This window comes from Arthrobacter sp. NPDC058288, from assembly GCF_042880995.1.
GTDB lineage: Bacteria > Actinomycetota > Actinomycetes > Actinomycetales > Micrococcaceae > Arthrobacter.
The window spans coordinates 46,102-65,211 of sequence record NZ_JBHVYH010000005.1; the positions used below are offsets into that span (position 1 = coordinate 46,102).

The window sequence follows — 19,110 nt, forward strand, 5'->3', positions numbered from 1 at the left end:
ATGGCACTTTTGCTCTACCGCCTCGGCAAGTTCTCCTACCGGCACCGCTGGCTTGTCATCTCCGTGTGGCTCGCCGTCATGCTGGCCGTCGGTGGCGCGGCTGCAGCCTTCCACGGCACCCTGTCCAACAACTTCCAGATCCCGGGCACTGAGACGCAGCGGATGGCGGACAAGCTCAAGAGCGAGCTCCCCTCGTCCTCCGGAGGTTCGGCCAGCGTGGTGTTCGAAGCCAACGACGCACAATTCAGCCAGGCCGGAAAGGACGCCGTCACGGCTGCGCTGGCCAAGCTCAAGACCCTGCCAGACGTGCAGGGGACGGTTGACCCCTTCGCCACCCAGGCGCAACTGGACAAAGCCGCCGCAGACCTCACCGCCGGCAAGGAGCAGTCAGCTGCCGGCAAGGCCCGGCTGGAGCAAGCAGCGGCCGAGCTCGCTGCCGGCAAGGCCCAGCTGGAAGCCGCCGAACAACAGATGACTGCCGCAGGGCTCCCTCCCGCGGCCATCGAGGCCCGGCTCGGGCAGCAGAAGGCCGCCCTCGCCGAAGGCCAGGCAAAGCTCGACGCCGGTACGAAGGAACTGGAAGCGGGCGAGGCAAAGCTGGCCCTTGGCACCCGGCAGCTGGAGGCTTCCCAGGGCCTCCGCTTCGTCTCCGAGGACCGCAAGGCCGCGATCGCGCAGGTCCAGTTCAAGACGTCCATCAACGGCCTTGATCCCGAGGTCCGGCAGGAAGTCCAGGACATCGTCAGCGAGGTGTCTGCAGCCAACGTCACCGCCCTCCCCAGCAAGGAAATCAGCGAGGACATCTCGGAGCTCTTTGGCACTGCCGAGATCATCGGCATCGCCGTGGCGGCCCTGGTCCTGATCATCATGCTCGGAACCCTCATCGCTGCCGGGCTTCCGCTGCTCATGGCCGTCGTCGGCGTCGCCGTCGGCGTGGGCGCCACCTTCGCCCTGAGCGGGGCCGTGGACATGAGCTCCATCTCCCCGATGCTCGCGCTGATGCTCGGCCTCGCCGTCGGAATCGACTACTCCCTGTTCATTGTCAACCGGCACCGCAGCCAGCTGCTCTCCGGAATGGAGCCAGAGGAATCAGTGGCGCTGGCCACGGGAACGTCCGGCAATGCCGTGCTTTTCGCCGGCCTGACCGTCATCATCGCCCTCGCGGCCCTCGTGGTCCCTGGCCTTCCGTTCCTGGCCGTGATGGGTCTCTCGGCCGCCGCGACGGTGGGCGTCGCCGTCGTGGTTGCTCTCACGTTGACGCCGGCGGTGCTCTCCCTCGTAGGCCGGAAACTGATCTCCAAGCGGGCCTGGGCCAAGGCGGCCAAGCACAATGCAGCTCCCGGCCATGAAACCGAAGACCGCGCCAGGGACGAATACCGCAGCAGCCACGGCTGGGGCGGCATCGTCACCAACCACCCGTGGCTGTCCCTGCTGGCCGGCGTGGTCCTGCTTGGAGTCGTGGCGCTCCCGGCGGGCCAGCTCCGGCTTGCCCTGCCGGACGCCAGTTCCGAGCCGGTCGCCTCACAGGCGTTCAAAGCCTATGACGTCACCAAGCGGAGCTTCGGCGAGGGCATGACCGGCCCGATCATCGTGGTGGGCGACCTCCCCGAGGGGCTCAGCGAAGCCGAAGCGCAGGCCACGCAGTTCGACGTTGCGGACATCCTCCGTGAGACCGGGAATGTCACCGCCGCTGTGCCGCTGGCCCTGAGCGAAGACCGCCGCACCGCAGTGTTCCAGGTCATCCCGAATGAAGGCCCGGCCAGCGCGAGCACCGTTCAGGTGGTCTCCGAACTGCGCGCCGAAAAGGACCAGATCAAGGACTCCACCGGAGTCAGCATCGGCCTTACCGGACAGACTGCCGGCAACGTCGATGTGTCCACCAAACTCGGCGACGCGCTGCCGCCGTACCTGGCGATCGTGGTCGGCCTCTCCCTGATCCTGCTGCTGCTCGTCTTCCGCTCCATCTGGGTGCCGCTGCTGGCCACCGGTGGCTTCCTGCTCTCACTTGCCGCTGCCTTCGGCGCTGTCGTTGCCGTTTACCAGTGGGGCTGGCTTGGGATGGTGTTCGGCGTCGAAAATCCGGGGGCTGTGCTGAGCTTCCTGCCCATCATCCTGATCGGTGTCCTGTTCGGACTCGCCATGGATTACCAGGTGTTCATTACCTCGGGCATGCGCGAATCGTTTATGCACGGGGAGCCGGCAAAGCACGCCGTCCGGAGCGGTTTCAGCCACGCGGCCGCCGTGGTGACCGCGGCCGCCATCATCATGGTCAGCGTATTCGCCGGCTTCATCTTCTCGCACCTGAACATGGTGCGGCCGCTCGGCTTCGCCATGGCATTCGGCGTGCTGATTGATGCCTTCGTGGTCCGTATGACGATCGTCCCGGCCGTGATGTACCTGCTCGGCGAAAAGGCCTGGTGGCTGCCTCGCTGGCTGGACCGCATCCTGCCGGACGTCGACGTCGAGGGCACAAAGCTTCGCAAGGATGAAACCGCCGCTGAGGCAGAACCGCAAGAGGTCGGCGCACGCTGACAGAGCGCTTCGGGAGCCTTAGGGGCCGCCCGCCGATCACTTGATCGGCGGGCGGTCCCTTTTCTGCAGTTAATTTCTGCTGTCCGTGACCCGGCTACGCCGCGAATGGAGCATAGCGGAGGGCACGCCTGCGAATCTTGGCGTGGTGGCGGAGTTCTTTCCGCTGACGCACCGCTTCCAGGCGGCCGGGGTCCAAGGCCGGGCTCCGGCGTTGAGTTCCCGGCAACGGCGGTGCAGTGGATTGGTCGCTGTGGCCGGTTGGGGTTGTCAGTCGGATGGCATGCCTGGTCCCGCCGGGGACATGTGCCCCGGTCAAAGGGTGAGCCGTCCAGCCCGGCGTTTCCTTGGTGTGGTTGAAGGCTTCGCAGAGCCCGGCGCCGTTGTCCAGTGTTGTAGCTCCGCCGCCGTGCCAGGGGACGATGTAGTCCAGGTGGCGGACGGGTGCGTCGCAGTAGGGCGTGCGGCAGGTGTCGTCGCGTGCCTCGATGAAGCGGCGGAGTCCCGCGGGGAAAAGCCGGGCGCGGGAATCCATCGCCACCAGCTCGCCCGTGGCAGGAGCCGTGTACAGACGACGGATCCAAGTGTTGAAGACTTGATCCCGGATAGAAGGCGCAGCTCCGCCACGGCCAATGATGCTTCTGGCCCAGCCGCCTGGGACCACACCGTAGCCGGGAAGGCGTGCCGGTTCGCTGTCACCTCGAAAGAGGGTCCGATCAGTCATGACGAACTGGATTTCGATGCCTGTAAAGCCGCCCGGCGTCCCGGTCACGCGTTCGACCAGGTCATCGGCCATGATTTGTCCGCGGGAGCGAGGATCTCCGCCGCTGCGGACAGACTCCGCGTTACGGACAAGAGCAGCATGAACGGCGACACCGGCCGAGACGGGCAGGAGGGCGGTCAGATAGCACATGGTGTCCGGAGCCGGGCGGAGGCTGACGTGACGCTCGGCTGCGGCGTAGCTGGCCCGCTGGGTGACAGAACGGGGGTCACGGCGGTAAGCCGCGGCTCGGACGGCAGCGATGATTCCCCGGTCACCTACCCTGTCGAAGGCGGCAGTGTCGGGCGCGAGTTCCTCGTCCACGGCGCAGCGGTCCTCCGCCGACAGGCACGCCGTCTCCTTGACCAGTAACGTTGCGCGCCACTCATTCAGTTGCCCGGTCTCCAGCGCGGCGAGGGTTCGGGGCATCTCGGCCACCATAGCCTTGGCCAGGCCCAGCAACCTGTCTCCCTTGGACGGGGATTCGCGACGGGCGAGCGCGATCTGCGCTCCGATGCCTGCCCCGCATTGGTCTGCGGGTACTCCGGCGTCAGACTGTTGGCGGCGCTGCTGCCGGTCAAATGCGACAGTCAGCCGGGTGTCGTTTTCAGAAGCTGACTGCACAACGTCCCCCTGAATTCCGGGGTTTGTGCAGACGGGTATGGATGTTGAAATGTCAGAAGTGCCCTGCACGAAACGGCATTCTGCTCAATAGTCCTCTGCACCAACAGTCATCTTTTCCGAAGCCGCCTGCACCAACCTGCAGGAACTAATTCTTTTGTGCCTGGGTCGCTCCTGTTGCCGGAACCCATCGGTAGAGGGTGGGTACGGAGACTCCTAGCGTGTCGGCGACCTCCCGCGGCGGTGTTCCTTGTTTGAGGAGTTTGCGGGCTGAGCGGATCTTGGCATCTGGCATGATGCGTTTGCGGCCGCCGACCCGTCCTTGTTGGCGTGCGGCCTGTAGGCCGGCCTGCGTGCGTTCGACCATGAGTTCCCGTTCCATCTGGGCTAGGGAAGCCATGACGTTGAAAAAGAAGCGTCCGGAGGCCCTCGTGGTGTCGATGGCATCAGTGAGGCTGACGAATCCTACGCCGCGGTCGTTTAGTCCGCCGGCGAAGTCCAGAAGGTCTTTCACGCTGCGGCCCAGGCGGTCCAGCTTCCACACCACCAAGGTGTCACCTTCGCGCAGGTTGTCCAGCGCCTGGTCGAGGCCGGGGCGTTGGGACTTGGTGCCGCTGATGGTGTCTTTGTAGATCTTGTCGCATCCGGCCTTCTGTAGGGCGTCGCGCTGTAGGTCCAGGTTCTGGTCCCGGGTGGAAATCCGGGCGTAGCCGATGCGGTGCGTGACCATGCGTTGTTCTCTTCTCAAAACTCGGTTCGGCGTCTTAGCTAGACTGTACCGATTCGAGAACTATTTGTGAGAACCCGGGCATGGCTGAGCGATTGACCCGGCTGTGATTATTAGTTCAGAATGGCGGCTTTTCACTGCTCGGTTTGGCGGTTTGGCACAGTGGGCAGCTGTGCTTTGAAACGGATTCGCAGAATTGTCGAGGGTGTGACAAGACTGTAAGCATTCTGTCGAATGCCACTCCAGCAAGCGCACTGGGCTGATTGAAGAGGTCGTGGTGGCATGGCCGATTGAGGCTGAAACTGCCCGGGAAACCCGTTCATTTGCTCGTAAGAGCTAGTTTGAGACCGCGCTTATTCCGTCTCAGGATTGTGTTGTCATATGAGCATCTTGCCGATCCAAATATTTCAAATCCTTGGAAAAAACTGCGGGACGAATGTATTGCCAGGTGAGAGTCGGGTCGCTGATGATCATCGTGTGCTCACTGGGGAGCGCATTTTGTTTGTTGGGGGAAAATTTCATGTCCGGTGGCCGGTCTCTTGTTGCTGCTGTTGTTGTTTCGTTGCTGGCTGTCGCCGGGCTGTGCGCCCCGGCGACAGCTGCGCCGGCCCCGGCGGCTGTTCCGGCCGTCAGTGCACCGTCGCTGGCTCCGGCGGCCTTGCCGACGGAGGTGCTCGAGGCGCCGAAGGCCGGTGTCTTCGTTCCGGCCCAGGGCCGGCTGGTCGATACCCGGAATGGTACCGGTGGTGTGGTGGGGCCGGTCGCGGCGAACACCTGGGTCCCGATCCCGGTGCTTGGCCGGGTGGGGATCCCGTCGTCGGGCGCGAAGGCGGTTGTTCTGACGGTGACCTCGATGAACGCCGCGGGGGATAACTGGACGCAGTTGGCTTCGAACACGGAACGGCCGGCAACCCAGACGACCAATCTTTATACCGGGACCAATGAGATTGTTTCGAATACGTCCATGGTCCCGGTGGGTACCGATGGGCAGATCGCGTTGCGCACGTCGGTTTCGCAGCATTACGTGATCGAGGTCCAGGGCTACTTCACCGCAGGGGATGTCCCGGCGCCGGGCGGCTACGTTCCGATCATGAGCAAACGCGTGGTCGATACGCGTAACGGCACCGGCATGCCGGCCGGCACATGGGCTGATGGTCAGGTGAAGACGGTGAACCTGAAAAACGCCGGCGGCATCCCGGAGACCGCCGGGGCGGTGTTCGCCAACGTCATTCTGATCAGCAGCAACACGAACGATCCGATCCCGACGCTGTACCCGTACCCCGGTGGTGCGGCCGACCCGGGCGCGCCGCTGCACTACCGTGGCGGGACGACGACCGGTGTCGGAACGACGCTGGATATGAACGCCGCCGGCGAGGTCTCGTTCCGCGTCGCGTACAGCAGCACCCCGGTCGATGTGGTGATCGACGTCGAAGGATATTTTGACGGGCAGGCCAGCGACAGCAGCTTCCATTCCCTGGCCACGCGCCTTTATGACAGCCGCTCGGTCGCAGCCGTCCCGGCCGGCGGGAGTGTCGCCGTGCAGGTCGCGGGGGTCAACGGGCTCCCGGCGGCGGGTGCGGAACTGGCCGGCGTCACGATGAACATCACGGCGATCAACACGTCGACCAGCCCCACGGGATTTTTCCGGGCGTACCCTTCGGATGAGCCGGAGCTGCCGCAAAGCCAGGTCAATTACAACGTCAACGGCGACGCGATCTCGAATGTCGTTGTGATCCGGCCGGGGGCGGTCGACGGCAAGATCATTGTCCGGAATATGGGCAGCGCGCCGGCGGACTTCCTCGTGGATGCCCAGGGCTGGTTCACCAACGCGCACCTGCTGCCGCCCGCGGTCGGGGCGAACGGGGCCGCGTCCGGGGAACGCGGCGCCGCCTCGATGGTCGGGCACCAGCTCTCCGATGCCGCCAGGACCGCCTGGAACCCGACCAACGGAAACACCGTGCTCACCGGCCGCCTGCTGCACCTGCGCGGTGTCGGCCAGGACATGAACGTCACGTGGCGGTACAACAGCCTCAACGACGCACGCCCGACACTGAATGTGGGCCGGGTCGAGGCTGCTGTGCGGGTGGATGCCGGCACGGGCGCTGTCACCTATACGGCCCCGGACGGCGGCTGGTACACCTTCACCTCCACCGGCCCGGGGACCTGGTCCATGCCCCCTGGCCTGAACGCCTCCCTGACGAAACCGGGGACGAACGAGTACCGGATCCGGTTCAATGACAGCGGCGTGACGAACGTCTATACCGATGACGGGGCGAACTACTCCCTGTCCCGCTCCATCGACGCGAACCTCACCAACCCGAACACGATCACCTACGCCTACACCAACGGTGTCCTGGACACCACGACCGATACCCAGGGCCGGGTCGTGAAGTACCTCTATGAGGACACCCGGAACCTGAACCAGCCCTCCAAGATCACCGACCAGTCCCTGAACCGCTCCGTGACCCTGGAATACGCCGGGGCCCAGGGCAGGCTGTCCAAGATCACCGATGCCACCGGCGCCACCACGGCCTTCACCTACAACACGGCCGGGAAGCTCTCCGCCTACACCGACGGGCGGACCACCGCGACGTCCTTCGAATACGACGCCTCCGGGCGGGCTTCGAAGATCACGTACGGCACGACTACCGCGGCGCAGAGCATCTGGACCCCGGCCTACCCGAGCGGGACCTCGACCACCTTGACGGACCCGAACGGCAAGACCGCCACCTACACCTACAACGCCGCCAGGCAGGTCACCAAGGTCCTGGACCCGAAGGGCAACAACGTCGCCGGTGAATTCGACGGCCATGACAACCGCACCAAATCCACCGACACTCTGGGGAACGTCACCACCGCGGCGTACAACGCGAACAACAGCCTGACCAAGATCACCTCACCCCTCGGCGGTGCGTCCGGCACCGGCGGGGAGGTGTCCTTCACCTACCCCTCCGTGGCCGGGGACCCGTTGTTGAACTACCGCCCGGCGACGGCGACCAACAGCGAAGACAAGATCACCAACATCACCTACGACGCCAACACCAAGGCCCCGGCCACACTGAAAACCCCGGGTGATCCGCTCATCCAGGCCGAGACCAAGAACTTCTACCAGGGCGACACCCTCGGCACGAACTGCGCGGCCAAACCCGGCTCGCTGTGCCGGACACAGGACGGGAACGGCTACTCCACCACCTACACTTACGACACCGCCGGCAACCCGGTCACCGTCACCCGGCCCGCACCGCTCGGGGCCATCACCTACACCTACGACGCCGCCAGGCGGGTGCTCACGGTCACGGACGGCAAGAACCAGACTCTGACCAACACCTACGACGCCAACGACCGGCTCACCCAGGTCCGCTAGGGTGCGACCTGCGTGACGGCCACCTGCGTTACCTACACCTATGACGCCAACGGCAACCTCACCCAGCGTGTGGACGCCTCCGGCGCGACCACCTACACCTACGACGTCCAGAACCGGGCGACAGCCAAAACCGCCGGCGGCACCACGACGACCGTGACCTACGACGGGGCATCGAACATCCTGACCTTCACCGACCCGACCGGCACGGTCACGTATGCCTATGACGCGGCGAACCTGCTGGTCTCCCTGGCCGAACCGGGCGGATCCTGCCCCGCGACGCCGGCGTTCCCGAACACCACCAAATGCACCGGCTTCGAGTACGACCAGAACAACCGCAGGACCTCGACCAGCTACCCCAACGGGGTGAAGAACACCACTGCATATGACAATGCCGGCCGGATCACCTCCATCACCGCCGCGGGAACCTCGGTTCCCCTCCTGGCCAAGCGCTCCTACGCTTACACCTCCAATGCCGTGAACAAGGAGGGTGCGCTGCGGAAGACCATGACCACCGAAGCCACCGGCGACACCACGAGCACCACGACCTACTCGTACGATGACCGAAGCCGCCTGACCGGCGCGGTCAACGTCACCGGTGCTGTCACGACCACCGAGGCCTGGCTCCACGACAAGAACAGCAACCGCACCCGCGCCACCAAGGGAACCGACACGGCCTACTCCACCTACAACGGGGCAGACCAGCTCTGCTGGACCGCGGCGACCAACGTCTCCTGCACCGAACCGCCAACCGGTGCCACCACCTACGCCTACGACGCCAACGGCAACACCACCACCGCCGGAACCGCGACCTCGGCGTTCAACATCTTCGACCAAAACACCTCGACCACGACCGGCGGGGCCACGACGAACTTCACCTACGCCGGGCTCCGCAACGATGAACGCACCGGCACCAGCACCAGCGCCGGATCCACCAGCTTCCTTAACGGATCCCTCGGCATCACGACCCAAACCACCGCAGGAGCTACCACCGCGTTCATCCGCGACCCCGACGGTAACCTCGTCAGCATGCGCAACAGTGCAGGGGCCAGCTTCTACTACACCACCGACGCGCTCGGCTCTGTCATCCTCCTCACCGACAGCGCCCAGGGCAGAGCCGCGACCTACGCCTACGACTCCTGGGGCAACACCACCGCCACCGGTGCCCAGGCCGCGGCCAACCCGTGGCAATACGCCGGAGGCTACAAAGACGCCACTGGCTACACCAAATTCGGCGCCCGCTACTACAACCCCGCCGCCGGACGCTTCACCCAACCCGACCCCTCCGGCCAAGAACAAAACCGCTACGCCTACGCAGGAGCCAACCCGATCACGAATATCGACCCGACCGGTTTGTCTTTTGAAGATTTCCTCGGCGGCGTCATAGAGTCCGGCATCACAGGTGTGGGCGGGGCAATACTTGGGCTAACGAAGACATCGATCCCCACATTTGTGCTCGGAGCAGGGCTTGCCTGTGTAGCCGGGGCCATTGGAGGAGTAGTTAGTGCAAGAGTTGATGGCGACGTTCCTGGATGGAGCGATGCAGGATGGGGGTGTGCCACAGGCCTCGCCACGTACACGATTGGCGCGGCTGGCGGGGCGGCAGTAAAAGCCGCTAAGGCACTGTAGGTCTATATGGCATGCACCCAGACAAATGACCAGCTGAGACGACAACCACCAGTGCACTAGTCGGAGACGATTCCCATGACAACCACCTTTTGGATCCTGATCGCGGCGGCTCTGCTACTTGTAGTTTTCGGCTTTGTCCTGTTGATTCGGACAACGAGGCTCACCTCAGCCGAGACCTCTCAACGCCGGAGACTCCAACTGATCGTGCTGGCGGCGACGGTTGTTGCGGCGGCATTTGTTGCTCTTGCTGTCGGTCTGGGGCAGTGACCGACCTAGAGCCCAAAGTCGCTAACGGTTATGAACAGGTTCGTCGCTGCCCAGTGACGATCCGGGAAAAGCCCACCAATCCGTCCTAAGGACTGGTTCCTCGCCTGAGGATCCTGGTCGCAACTGGCCATGGTGCGACGGATCCATCAAAGGACCGGCCCGCGGCTTACGTCCATCTGGCCGCGATTTTGGTTTCCTCGCGGGTGCCTGTCTGCGGCCGGAGCGCCCCCGGCAATTTATGCGCTGGTGAGAAGCGCTGAGCTGAGGGCGGTCCAGTTCGGCGGCCGCGGTTATCTCCACCTAGTAGTCGATACGAAGCTGTCCGATTTAAGCGGAGAAGCCGCCAGCCCCGTTGTAGCCGTTCGTGCAGCGGATGCAGGTCAAAGGGACCCAACTCTGGAAGGGTCAAAAACGACCGTATTTGTTACAGAAAAGCAGGTGTTGTTTTGAAAATTCCATGCACACCCGATTTTTGTAGCGAAACTCAGTGCCGGTTTCTACGTGCCGGTTCTTCTGCTGGTTGACGGGTATTGATACATTTGGGCGCATGGGACATCTGTTGGGCTATGCCCGGGTATCGACCGGGGACCAGGACGCGGCCCTGCAGCAGGACGCGTTGAAGGCAGCCGGCTGCTACCGGATCTTCACGGACACGGCTTCCGGGTCTCTGGAGTCCCGGCCTGAACTGACGAAGCTTCTGGATCAGCTCCGTCCCGGGGACACTCTGGTTGTGTGGCGGCTGGACCGGCTCGGCAGGTCCATCCGGCATCTGATCGATCAGCTGGCCGATCTTCAGGAACGTGGCATTGGGTTCCGGTCCTTGCAGGAGGCAATCGACACAACATCGTCAGGCGGGCGGCTGGTCTTTCACGTGTTCGCGGCACTGGCCGAATTTGAGCGGGATCTGATCCGTGAGCGGACCAACGCAGGTCTTCAGGCTGCGCGGGCGCGCGGGCGCGTTGGTGGCCGGCCCCCGTTGCTGACGAAGGACAAGCTCCGGACCGCCCGCCGGATGTATGAGCAGAAGGACATGACGGTCGAGAAAATCGGCGAGGTTCTGGGCGTCAGCCGGACCACCGTTTACCGGGCACTCCGGCGCCAACCGGTCCCTACGCCGCGGCGGCGCTCAGCATCCGCACAGAAGACAGTCCGGTGACGGCCGGAGGCAGCGGCACCCTCACCGGTGACACTGCCTCTATGCCTGATCAGACAGCGTTGGTGCGCTGGCAGATCCTGCGCCGGCATATCGAACAGGGTGTGCCACTGACGACCCTCGCCGCAGACGAAGGCATCGGACTTCGGACACTGCAGCGCTGGCACGCAGCCCACAAACGCGACGGTATCGCAGGACTAACCACAGCCAACCGCGGAACCACCGCACGTAGGAGCACCCCCGAACTGGTCGCACTCGTCGAAGGCCTGGCCCTGGTGAAACCGCCCCTGCCCATCGCCACCATCGCTCGCAAGGCTAACCGCGTCGCTGCCGACCACGGTTGGCCGCTCCTCTCCTACAGCACCGTCCGCTCCATCGCTACGAGCCTTGACCCCGGCATGAAAACGCTCGCCCAGCAGGGAACGGCAGCCTACCGGGACACCTATGAACTGGCGTGGCGACACCGGGCCGAGCGCCCGAACGCCATCTGGCAGGCAGACCACACCGAACTGGACATCCTCGTCCTGGACGCCAACCTGAAACCCGCGCGCCCGTGGCTCACGACGATCATTGACGACTACTCCCGAGCGATATGCGGCTACATGCTCTTCCTTGGGGCGCCGTCCGCCCTGAACACCGCACTGGCACTGCGGCAGGGGATCTGGCCCAAAGCCGGCACAGGGTGGCCGATGTGCGGGATCCCCGACGTCCTCTACGTCGATCACGGCTCAGATTTCACCAGCCACCACCTGACCCAGACCGCGAAGGACCTGCACTTCGAAATCACCTACTCAACGATCGCCAGACCCCAAGGCCGGGGAAAGATCGAACGGTTCTATGGCACCGTTAATACGGAGCTGCTGACCGAACTGCCCGGACACCTGACCCGTGGCAACCCACCGCCGGCGCCGGTGTTGACCCTTCAGGAGCTGGACACGACCATCGGCCGCTTCATCACGGAGAACTACCACCAGCGCAAGCACCTGGAAATCAAAGCCACCCCGCACCATGCCTGGGTAGGTGACGGCTGGCTGCCCCGCCTCCCGGCAACCATGGACGAACTCAACCTGCTCCTGTTGACCGTCGCCAAACCCCGGATCGTCCACCGCGACGGCGTGCACTTTCAGGGACTCAGATACGTCTCGCCACTCCTGGCCGCCTACGTCCGCGAACCCGTCATCGTCCGCTACGACCCGCGCGACATCACAGAGATCCGCATCTTCCACAAAAACCAGTTCATCTGCAAAGCCGTGGACCCCGACCACGAAACCTCCACCCTCACCCTCAAGGACATCCAGGCCGCACGATCGGCCCGCCGCAGGGAACTGCGCGGACAAATCAATCAACGGATCGCCGTCGTGGCCAGCCACTTACCGGAATTGGCGTCACCGGGGCCAGCCCCGGCCCCGGTAGAGCAACCGAAAAAGCGCCCAAAGCTACGCACCTACCTGGAGGACGACCAATGAGCACCCCAAGCTTCATCGCCACGAAAGAGCACCGCCGGTTCGCAGAGTTCGCCGACGCGGTACGCCGCCAGCACACAATCGGCATCTGCTACGGGCAGGCCGGGATCGGAAAGACGCTCTCCGCCAGACGCTACGCCAACTGGCACAAGGCAGAGACCCTCGTAGAACAATGGGGTCCCCGGGACGACTCCGACTACCAGATCTACGCGGCCCTGGCCCGGGCACGCAGCGTTTTCTACACCCCTGCCGTGCTCACCACGCCCAAACAGATCCACGCCGATCTCGAACACATCAGCACCCGGGTCTCAATCTGCGTTGACCAACACTTGGAAAAAATTGGCAAGAAGACAGAACCGCACACGCGCACAGGAAAGCATGTCGAACTGCTCATCATCGACGAATCCGAGCGCCTCAACGCCACCGCACTGGAACTGCTGCGCGACCGCTACGACCGGGACAACATAGCCTTGATCCTCATCGGCATGCCCGGGATCGAAAAATGTTCAGCCGCTACGCACAGCTGTACAGCAGAGTCGGCTTCGCCCACGAATACCGGCCCCTCGCCCAAGAACTGAACTTCGTCCTCGAGCGCCGATGGCACAAACTCGGCCAAACCCTTGACCCCGACGACTTCACCGATGCCCAAGCCATCGCCGCCGTCGCCCGCATCACCCGCGGCAACTTCCGCCTCATCGACCGGCTCTTCACCCAAATCGAACGGATCATGAAAATAAACGAACTCAGCACCATCACCGACGACGTCATCGAGGCCGCACGCTCAACTCTAGTCATCGGAATCAGCTGAACCGCCAAACCGAGCTGTGAAAAAACCGCCATTCCGAACCAACAGTCACACCCGGCATTCTCGATTCGATCCTTTCTCGGAATCCTTCGTTTTCAAGAACACTTCACCGCCTTGACTGTCAACTACATTTGGCGCGCGCGGCCACGTCGATTCGTTGCGGATCTCGTTCGGAGGCCGCGGCTGCAGCCTGGGCGCTGTCGGTGAGAAGGTTGGTCGAGCCTAGCGCATCGGTTGGTGTAGTAGAGTCTTGCCCTGCACCGGTGCGTAGGCTGGCCAATCTGGCGTGCATTTGTTGAGTAGGGTCTCCATGCTGGCTACTTGGGCAGGTCTCCATGCCGGCTGCTTCCGCGCTGGTTCCTTCTTTTCCGCAGCGTCAGAACAACAGCTGCGGCATTGCCAATGGCTAGAATCGCCCAACCAATGTTCCCGAGCGTCGAAGTCGAAAAAATGGCAAGGACGGCGGCAAGTGCGGCAAAGCCTGCGTATACGTACAGCATGTCTAGACCCATCTCGATTCGTCGCAAGCATCGAGAGCTAGCAGCGTAGACCCAATGGCGACGATCCCCGCCCAAATTATGGCTCCCAAGCCTCCCGTAAAAGGGGCGAGCAGCAGGCTGACAAATCCTGCGGCCCCGAAGAACCAAGACCCGAAGCACACCAACTGATTCCTCGTATCAAGACCAGATGGATCGGTGCTATTGACTGGGCAAGCGTTTGTGTAGAGATACCTGTTGCTTTCCTGGCCGGAGGGGTCGGGTTGGGTGAAGCGGCCGCGGTAGGGGTTGTAGTAGCGGGCACCGAATTTGATGCGGTTGCTGGACGTGTCGTTGTATCCGCCGGCGTAAGTCCATGGGTTTACTGCTGCTTGGGTGCCGGTGGCGGTGGTGGCGAGGCCCCAGGAGTCGTAGGCGTAGGTCGCAGCGGCGGCCTGGGCGCTGTCGGTGAGCAGGATGGTCGAGCCCAGCACATCGGTGGTGTAGTAGAAGCTGGCCCCGGTACTGGTGCGCATGCTGATCAGGTTACCGCCCGGGTCCCGGATAAACGAGGTGCTGGCCCCGCCGGTGGTTTGGCGGGTGATCCCGAGCGAGCCGTTGAGGAATGCCGTGGCCCCTGCCGTGAGGCGTTCGTCGCGGGGACCAGTGTAGGTGTAGTTGGTGGTGCCGCCGTTGCTGTTCGAGGTGTACTGGTCAAAGACGTTGTACCCCTGCGTGGTGGCCCCGGCGACGGTGGTGTTGCCGTTGGCGTCGTAGCTGTACGTGGTCGCGCCGCCGGGGGGTGAGGCGCAGGTCCCGGCGCTGGACCCGGCCCAGCAGAGCTGATCCGCGGCGTTGTAGGCGTTGTACACGTCCGCGGTGCCGGTTTTGGTGTCTTTGGTGCGGTTGGCGTTCTTGTCGTAGGTCCACGTTTCGGTGGCGGTTCCGGTCACTGCCTGGCCGAGGCGGGCATACCGCCGAGACCCCGTGGGTTCGATTGGTACATCCGTCGCCCATTCAATTACGACTTGGACTACGATGCGTTCTGGGGTGTCGTTTGGGCATCCACGACCGAGAGACTTCCTGACGATGGACTGCGTCCGTCGACGATTGCAGGTCGCGCGAAAGAGGCCATGGCTAGCTTCTACAGCGATTGAGCGTGTCTCAGCCATCCCGGTCGAGAAATTCGTCCCGTTTGGGGTTCCCCTTGCGGACGCTGGTTAGGGGCCGCTTCTGGGAACATGGCGATATGAAGAAGTTCATGCGATCACTGGCAACCGACATTCTCAGCGCCGTCGGTTCCGGGCGCCGGTTCGTGGCAATCGACGGCGTGGATGGCAGTGGCAAGACATCCTTCGCCGCAAAGCTGGCATCCGAGATCCAGAATCGACCCGTGATCATCATCCACGCCGACGACTTTCTGAACCCCTCGCCTGTCAGGCATGCCAAGGGGCGTGCTTCACCTGAAGGGTTCTGGGTGGATACCTACAACTACGAGGCCCTGCAGGATCAGGTGCTCGCGCCACTCGGCCCAAAGGGGGACGGCTGGTACTCGCCGGCTTCCTATGACGCAGCGACCGACCGAATGGCACGAGTGGAGGTAGTTCGCGCTCCATCAGATGCACTGGTCGTTGTGGAAGGCATGTTCCTGCACCGCGATGAACTCACCTCCTACTGGGATGCTTCGGTATTCCTGGACGTTCCGTTCACCGAAACCGCGGCACGAATGGCAGAACGGGACGGTAGCAACCCCGACCCGGGGCACCCAACGATGCGCCGGTACGTCGGCGGACAGCGCCTCTACTTCGACGCTGCACGACCCTGGGAACGCGCCACGTTCGTCGTGGATAACTCGGATTTCACCAAACCGAAAGTCGTCCGTCCCGACATGGTTTCAACTGTCCGGTGAGAGTTCCCCATACGGACATGTATTGGGTCGTGCAGACGAGTGGACATTCCGTGCAGACGAGTTCGAAAACTGACACGGGCCTGACGGGCAGACAACGCAGATTTCTTGTCCTCCAACGCCCGAATCTCATCAATCAAGCGAGCGCCGTCCTCCTCAGGCATGCCACCATTCAGGTCAATGACCGCATCTTCCGCAACCGGCCGTTGACCGCAACTGCAAGCACAGCGGAAATCACCCTGGCGTGCTGCCAGCGCCGCTTCCGGCCCGGGATATCCTTCCATGGCTCAAGTGTCCCTTTGGGCTACGACATTAATGAGGGCAAACAGGAGCCGGTCGCCCGCTTCGTGTGCCATTGGGGACGTGCCCGCTCCGGTCGTAGCTATCGGCGCACGACTTAGGACAGCCGCCACCTCAAGACGCGTTATGACAGGAGCCAATGCGGCGCCCAGCTCCTCCAGCCGCCGACAGAATTCGATCTGCTCGGCACCGCCCTCAGGCACCTTAATCTCTTGAAGCGCGTGCAAGCACATCGCTACCACGCCGCGGAGGTTGTCTCCATCACGTCCGGCCATTGTCCGTGCCGCTTCCGATCCCTGGTTCCCGTCCATGAACCAACTATCCCGCCGACCTCCGACAATAAGCCCGAGCGAGTAATCCTGAGCGAAAAGACCCCGCGACAATGAGACTCAGGGGGAACTAGGCTGGAGCGGTGACCCGCCTCATTCTTGCCTCCCAGTCCCCCGCACGCACCAAACTGCTGAGCCACGCCGGCATCCGTCACGAGATCCTGGTTTCTGACGTCGATGAAGATGCCGTCCAGGCCCGCTACGGCGTGACCGATCCGCATGACACGGCCCTACTGCTGGCGCGCGCCAAGGCGGAAGCCGTCGCCTCGCTGCCCGACGCGGACGGCGCACTGGTGCTCGGCTGCGATTCCGTCTTCGAGTTCGACGGCGAGGCACATGGCAAGCCGTACACTGCCGACGTCGCCAGGGAACGGATGCTGCGGATGAGCGGCGCCATGGGCGTGCTACACACGGGCCACTGGCTGGTGGACTGCCGCGATACCGCGCCCGACGACGGCGGCTCCAACGGCTCCGGCGCCACACTGGGCTCCGTGACCTCCGCTGAGGTCCATTTCATGGAGATGAGCGCCGAGGAAATCGACGCGTATATCGCGACGGGTGAGCCGCTCCAGTGCGCCGGCTCGTTCACCATCGACGGGTACGGCGGGGCCTTCATCCGGAAGGTCGACGGCGACCCCCATACCGTCGTCGGACTTTCCATTTCCACCCTGCGCGGGCTGCTGGGCCAGGCGCAGGTCGGCATCACCGAACTGTGGACCGGCGGCGCCATTGACCCCGCCGATGTCCGCGCGGAGTGAGGCAATTCGCAGCTCTTTGTAGCATCCCTACAAAGGTCAGGAGCTTTACACGCGGAATCCGCAAGCAAAATCGGCGGAACCCTCAAAATCGCGCTAGGCTCCCTGAAGGAAAGAAGGAGACGCCTTGTCAGCAAATTCGGAGCAGTCCGCAAGTCCAGAGCAGTCCACCGCCCCAAGCCACGCAGGTGCAGCCCTGACGAGCTCCAAGCGGCTGAGCAAAGTCCTCATCGCCAACCGCGGCGAAATCGCCGTGCGCATCATCCGCGCCGCACGCGACGAAGGCATCACCTCGGTGGCCGTCTATGCCGACCCGGACCGCGACGCCCTGCACGTCCGCCTGGCGGATGAGGCCTACGCCTTGGGCGGCAACACCGCGGCCGAGTCCTACCTGGTGATGGAAAAGCTCATCGAAGTGGCGCACCAGAGCGGCGCCGACGCCATCCACCCGGGCTACGGCTTCCTGGCCGAAAACGCACAGTTCGCCGCCATGGTCATCGGTGCGGGCATCACCTGGATCGGCCCCTCCCCGGAGGCAATCTCCGCCCTGGGCGACAAGGTCCAGGCCCGGCACATCGCCGAAAAGGTGGGCGCACCGCAGGTCCCCGGCACCGCCGACCCGGTGGAATCCGCCGAGGAAATCCTCGAGTTCGTGGACAAGTTCGGCCTGCCCGTGGCCATTAAGGCTGCCTTCGGCGGCGGCGGGCGCGGTATCAAGGTGGCCCGCACGCGCGAGGAAATTCCGGAGCTGTTCGAATCGGCCGTCCGCGAAGCCACTGCCGCCTTCGGGCGCGGAGAATGCTTCATCGAGCGCTTCCTGGACGCCCCGCGGCACGTCGAAACGCAGTGCCTGGCGGACGCCTACGGCAACGTCGTGGTGGTCTCCACCCGCGACTGCTCGCTGCAGCGCCGCAACCAGAAACTGGTGGAAGAGGCGCCCGCTCCCTTCCTGACCGAAGAGCAGAACCGCCGCCTCTACGAGTCGTCCAAAGCCATCCTCAAGGAAGCCGGCTACCTCGGCGCGGGGACGTGCGAGTTCCTGGTGGGCCAGGACGGCACCATCTCATTCCTTGAGGTCAATACCCGCCTCCAGGTGGAGCACTGTGTCTCCGAGGAAGTCACCGGAATCGACCTTGTCCGCGAGCAGTTCCGGCTGGCGCGCGGCGAAAAGCTGGGCTACGACGATCCCGAAGTGCGCGGACACTCCATTGAATTCCGCATCACCGGCGAAGACCCCGGCCGCAACTTCATGCCCGCCCCGGGCACCATCACCACGTTGAAGAACCCCACAGGCCCCGGCATCAGGATCGACTCCGGCGTGGAGCAGGGCGACGTCATCAGCGGCAATTTCGACTCGATGCTCTCCAAGCTGATCGTCACCGGTGCCACCCGCGAGCAGGCACTCCAGCGCTCGCGCCGGGCCTTGGAGGAGATGGTGGTCGAGGGCATCCCCACCGTCATTCCCTTCGATCTCGCGGTGGTCACCAACCCCGACTTCGCCCCGGCTGAGGGGCCGTTCAAGGTCCACACCCGCTGGATCGAGACTGCGTTCATCAACGACATTCCGGCGTGGACGCCTGACGGCGGTTCGGGCGAAGCGGCCGACGCCGGCGATCGCCAGCGCGTTGTGGTCGAGGTGGGCGGCAAACGCCTTGAGGTGGTCCTTCCGGCGTCGCTCGGCTCATTCAGCAGCGGCTCCGGCAAGCCGGCCAAGGCCAAGAAACGCTCCCGCTCCGGCGGACCGGCGGCCGCTGCCGGCGGCAACTCGCTGACCTCCCCCATGCAGGGGACCATCGTGAAAGTGGCCGTAGTGGAAGGCGACGTTGTTGCCGAAGGCGATCTCGTCGTCGTGCTCGAAGCGATGAAGATGGAGCAGCCCCTGACGGCGCACCGCGCGGGCACCATTACCGGCCTGGCCGCCATCGCTGGCGAGACGGTCTCCGCCGGTGCCGTGATCGCCACGATCGAGGACTGAGACTCCGCCGGCTCCTTTCAGGCCGCCGGCACAGCACTGCCCGCCGCCCCCGGC

Annotated in this window: 12 protein-coding genes and 1 pseudogene; 10 read left to right on the forward strand and 3 right to left on the reverse strand. The window is 64.0% G+C overall.

The window, feature by feature from the left end; genetic code table 11:
* Complete coding sequence (locus ACFVWT_RS14375; protein WP_390248856.1) at positions 1-2,532, forward strand: MMPL family transporter; 2,532 nt, start codon at positions 1-3, stop codon at positions 2,530-2,532.
* A gap of 94 nt (positions 2,533-2,626) precedes the next feature.
* Here ACFVWT_RS14375 and ACFVWT_RS14380 read toward each other — a convergent pair whose 3' ends face one another.
* Both ACFVWT_RS14380 and ACFVWT_RS14385 read right to left on the reverse strand, forming a co-directional pair.
* Positions 2,627-3,928 carry a DUF222 domain-containing protein gene (locus tag ACFVWT_RS14380; protein WP_390249262.1) on the reverse strand — a complete coding sequence of 434 codons (1,302 nt, stop codon included), beginning with the start codon at positions 3,926-3,928 and terminating at the stop codon, positions 2,627-2,629.
* A 130-nt stretch (positions 3,929-4,058) separates the two neighbouring features.
* Entirely contained in the window at positions 4,059-4,640 is a 582-nt protein-coding gene (locus tag ACFVWT_RS14385; RefSeq protein WP_390248858.1) for a recombinase family protein, read from the reverse strand.
* Between the two features lie 517 nt (positions 4,641-5,157).
* On the opposite strand from ACFVWT_RS14385, the gene ACFVWT_RS14390 reads away from it, so the two are divergent.
* The 6 genes and pseudogenes from ACFVWT_RS14390 to ACFVWT_RS14415 all read left to right on the forward strand — a co-directional run bounded on the left by ACFVWT_RS14390 (position 5,158) and on the right by ACFVWT_RS14415 (position 13,318).
* A complete protein-coding gene (locus tag ACFVWT_RS14390; protein ID WP_390248860.1) occupies positions 5,158-8,001 on the forward strand; it encodes a hypothetical protein in 2,844 nt (947 codons plus the stop codon).
* A 12-nt stretch (positions 8,002-8,013) separates the two neighbouring features.
* The gene (locus ACFVWT_RS14395; protein WP_390248862.1) at positions 8,014-9,627 is read left to right on the forward strand and encodes an RHS repeat-associated core domain-containing protein; all 1,614 of its coding nucleotides are present in this window, start codon (positions 8,014-8,016) and stop codon (positions 9,625-9,627) included.
* Between the two features lie 75 nt (positions 9,628-9,702).
* On the forward strand, positions 9,703-9,894 hold the full coding sequence (locus ACFVWT_RS14400) for a hypothetical protein (RefSeq protein ID WP_390248864.1): 192 nt from the start codon (positions 9,703-9,705) through the stop codon (positions 9,892-9,894).
* A gap of 547 nt (positions 9,895-10,441) precedes the next feature.
* Positions 10,442-11,050: a recombinase family protein gene (locus ACFVWT_RS14405; RefSeq protein ID WP_390248866.1), complete on the forward strand. Its 609-nt coding sequence runs from the start codon at positions 10,442-10,444 to the stop codon at positions 11,048-11,050.
* A gap of 41 nt (positions 11,051-11,091) precedes the next feature.
* On the forward strand, positions 11,092-12,513 hold the full coding sequence (locus tag ACFVWT_RS14410) for a Mu transposase C-terminal domain-containing protein (protein ID WP_390248868.1): 1,422 nt from the start codon (positions 11,092-11,094) through the stop codon (positions 12,511-12,513).
* Positions 12,510-13,318: pseudogene (locus ACFVWT_RS14415) on the forward strand (AAA family ATPase). The gene ACFVWT_RS14410 and the pseudogene ACFVWT_RS14415 overlap by 4 nt, the downstream one beginning before the upstream one ends.
* A gap of 499 nt (positions 13,319-13,817) precedes the next feature.
* Here the strand turns inward: ACFVWT_RS14415 and ACFVWT_RS14420 are convergent.
* Positions 13,818-14,744 (reverse strand): RHS repeat-associated core domain-containing protein, encoded by a 927-nt coding sequence (locus ACFVWT_RS14420; RefSeq protein ID WP_390248870.1) that lies wholly within the window; start codon positions 14,742-14,744, stop codon positions 13,818-13,820.
* Positions 14,745-15,052: 308 nt separating this feature from the next.
* On the opposite strand from ACFVWT_RS14420, the gene ACFVWT_RS14425 reads away from it, so the two are divergent.
* From ACFVWT_RS14425 to ACFVWT_RS14435, 3 genes are all read left to right on the forward strand, one after another.
* The gene (locus tag ACFVWT_RS14425; protein WP_390248872.1) at positions 15,053-15,700 is read left to right on the forward strand and encodes a uridine kinase; all 648 of its coding nucleotides are present in this window, start codon (positions 15,053-15,055) and stop codon (positions 15,698-15,700) included.
* A gap of 709 nt (positions 15,701-16,409) precedes the next feature.
* Positions 16,410-17,084, forward strand: coding sequence for a Maf family protein (locus ACFVWT_RS14430; RefSeq protein WP_390248874.1), 675 nt, complete (start codon positions 16,410-16,412; stop codon positions 17,082-17,084).
* A 124-nt stretch (positions 17,085-17,208) separates the two neighbouring features.
* Entirely contained in the window at positions 17,209-19,056 is a 1,848-nt protein-coding gene (locus tag ACFVWT_RS14435) for an acetyl/propionyl/methylcrotonyl-CoA carboxylase subunit alpha (RefSeq protein ID WP_390248876.1), read from the forward strand.
* The last annotated feature ends 54 nt before the right edge of the window (positions 19,057-19,110 follow it).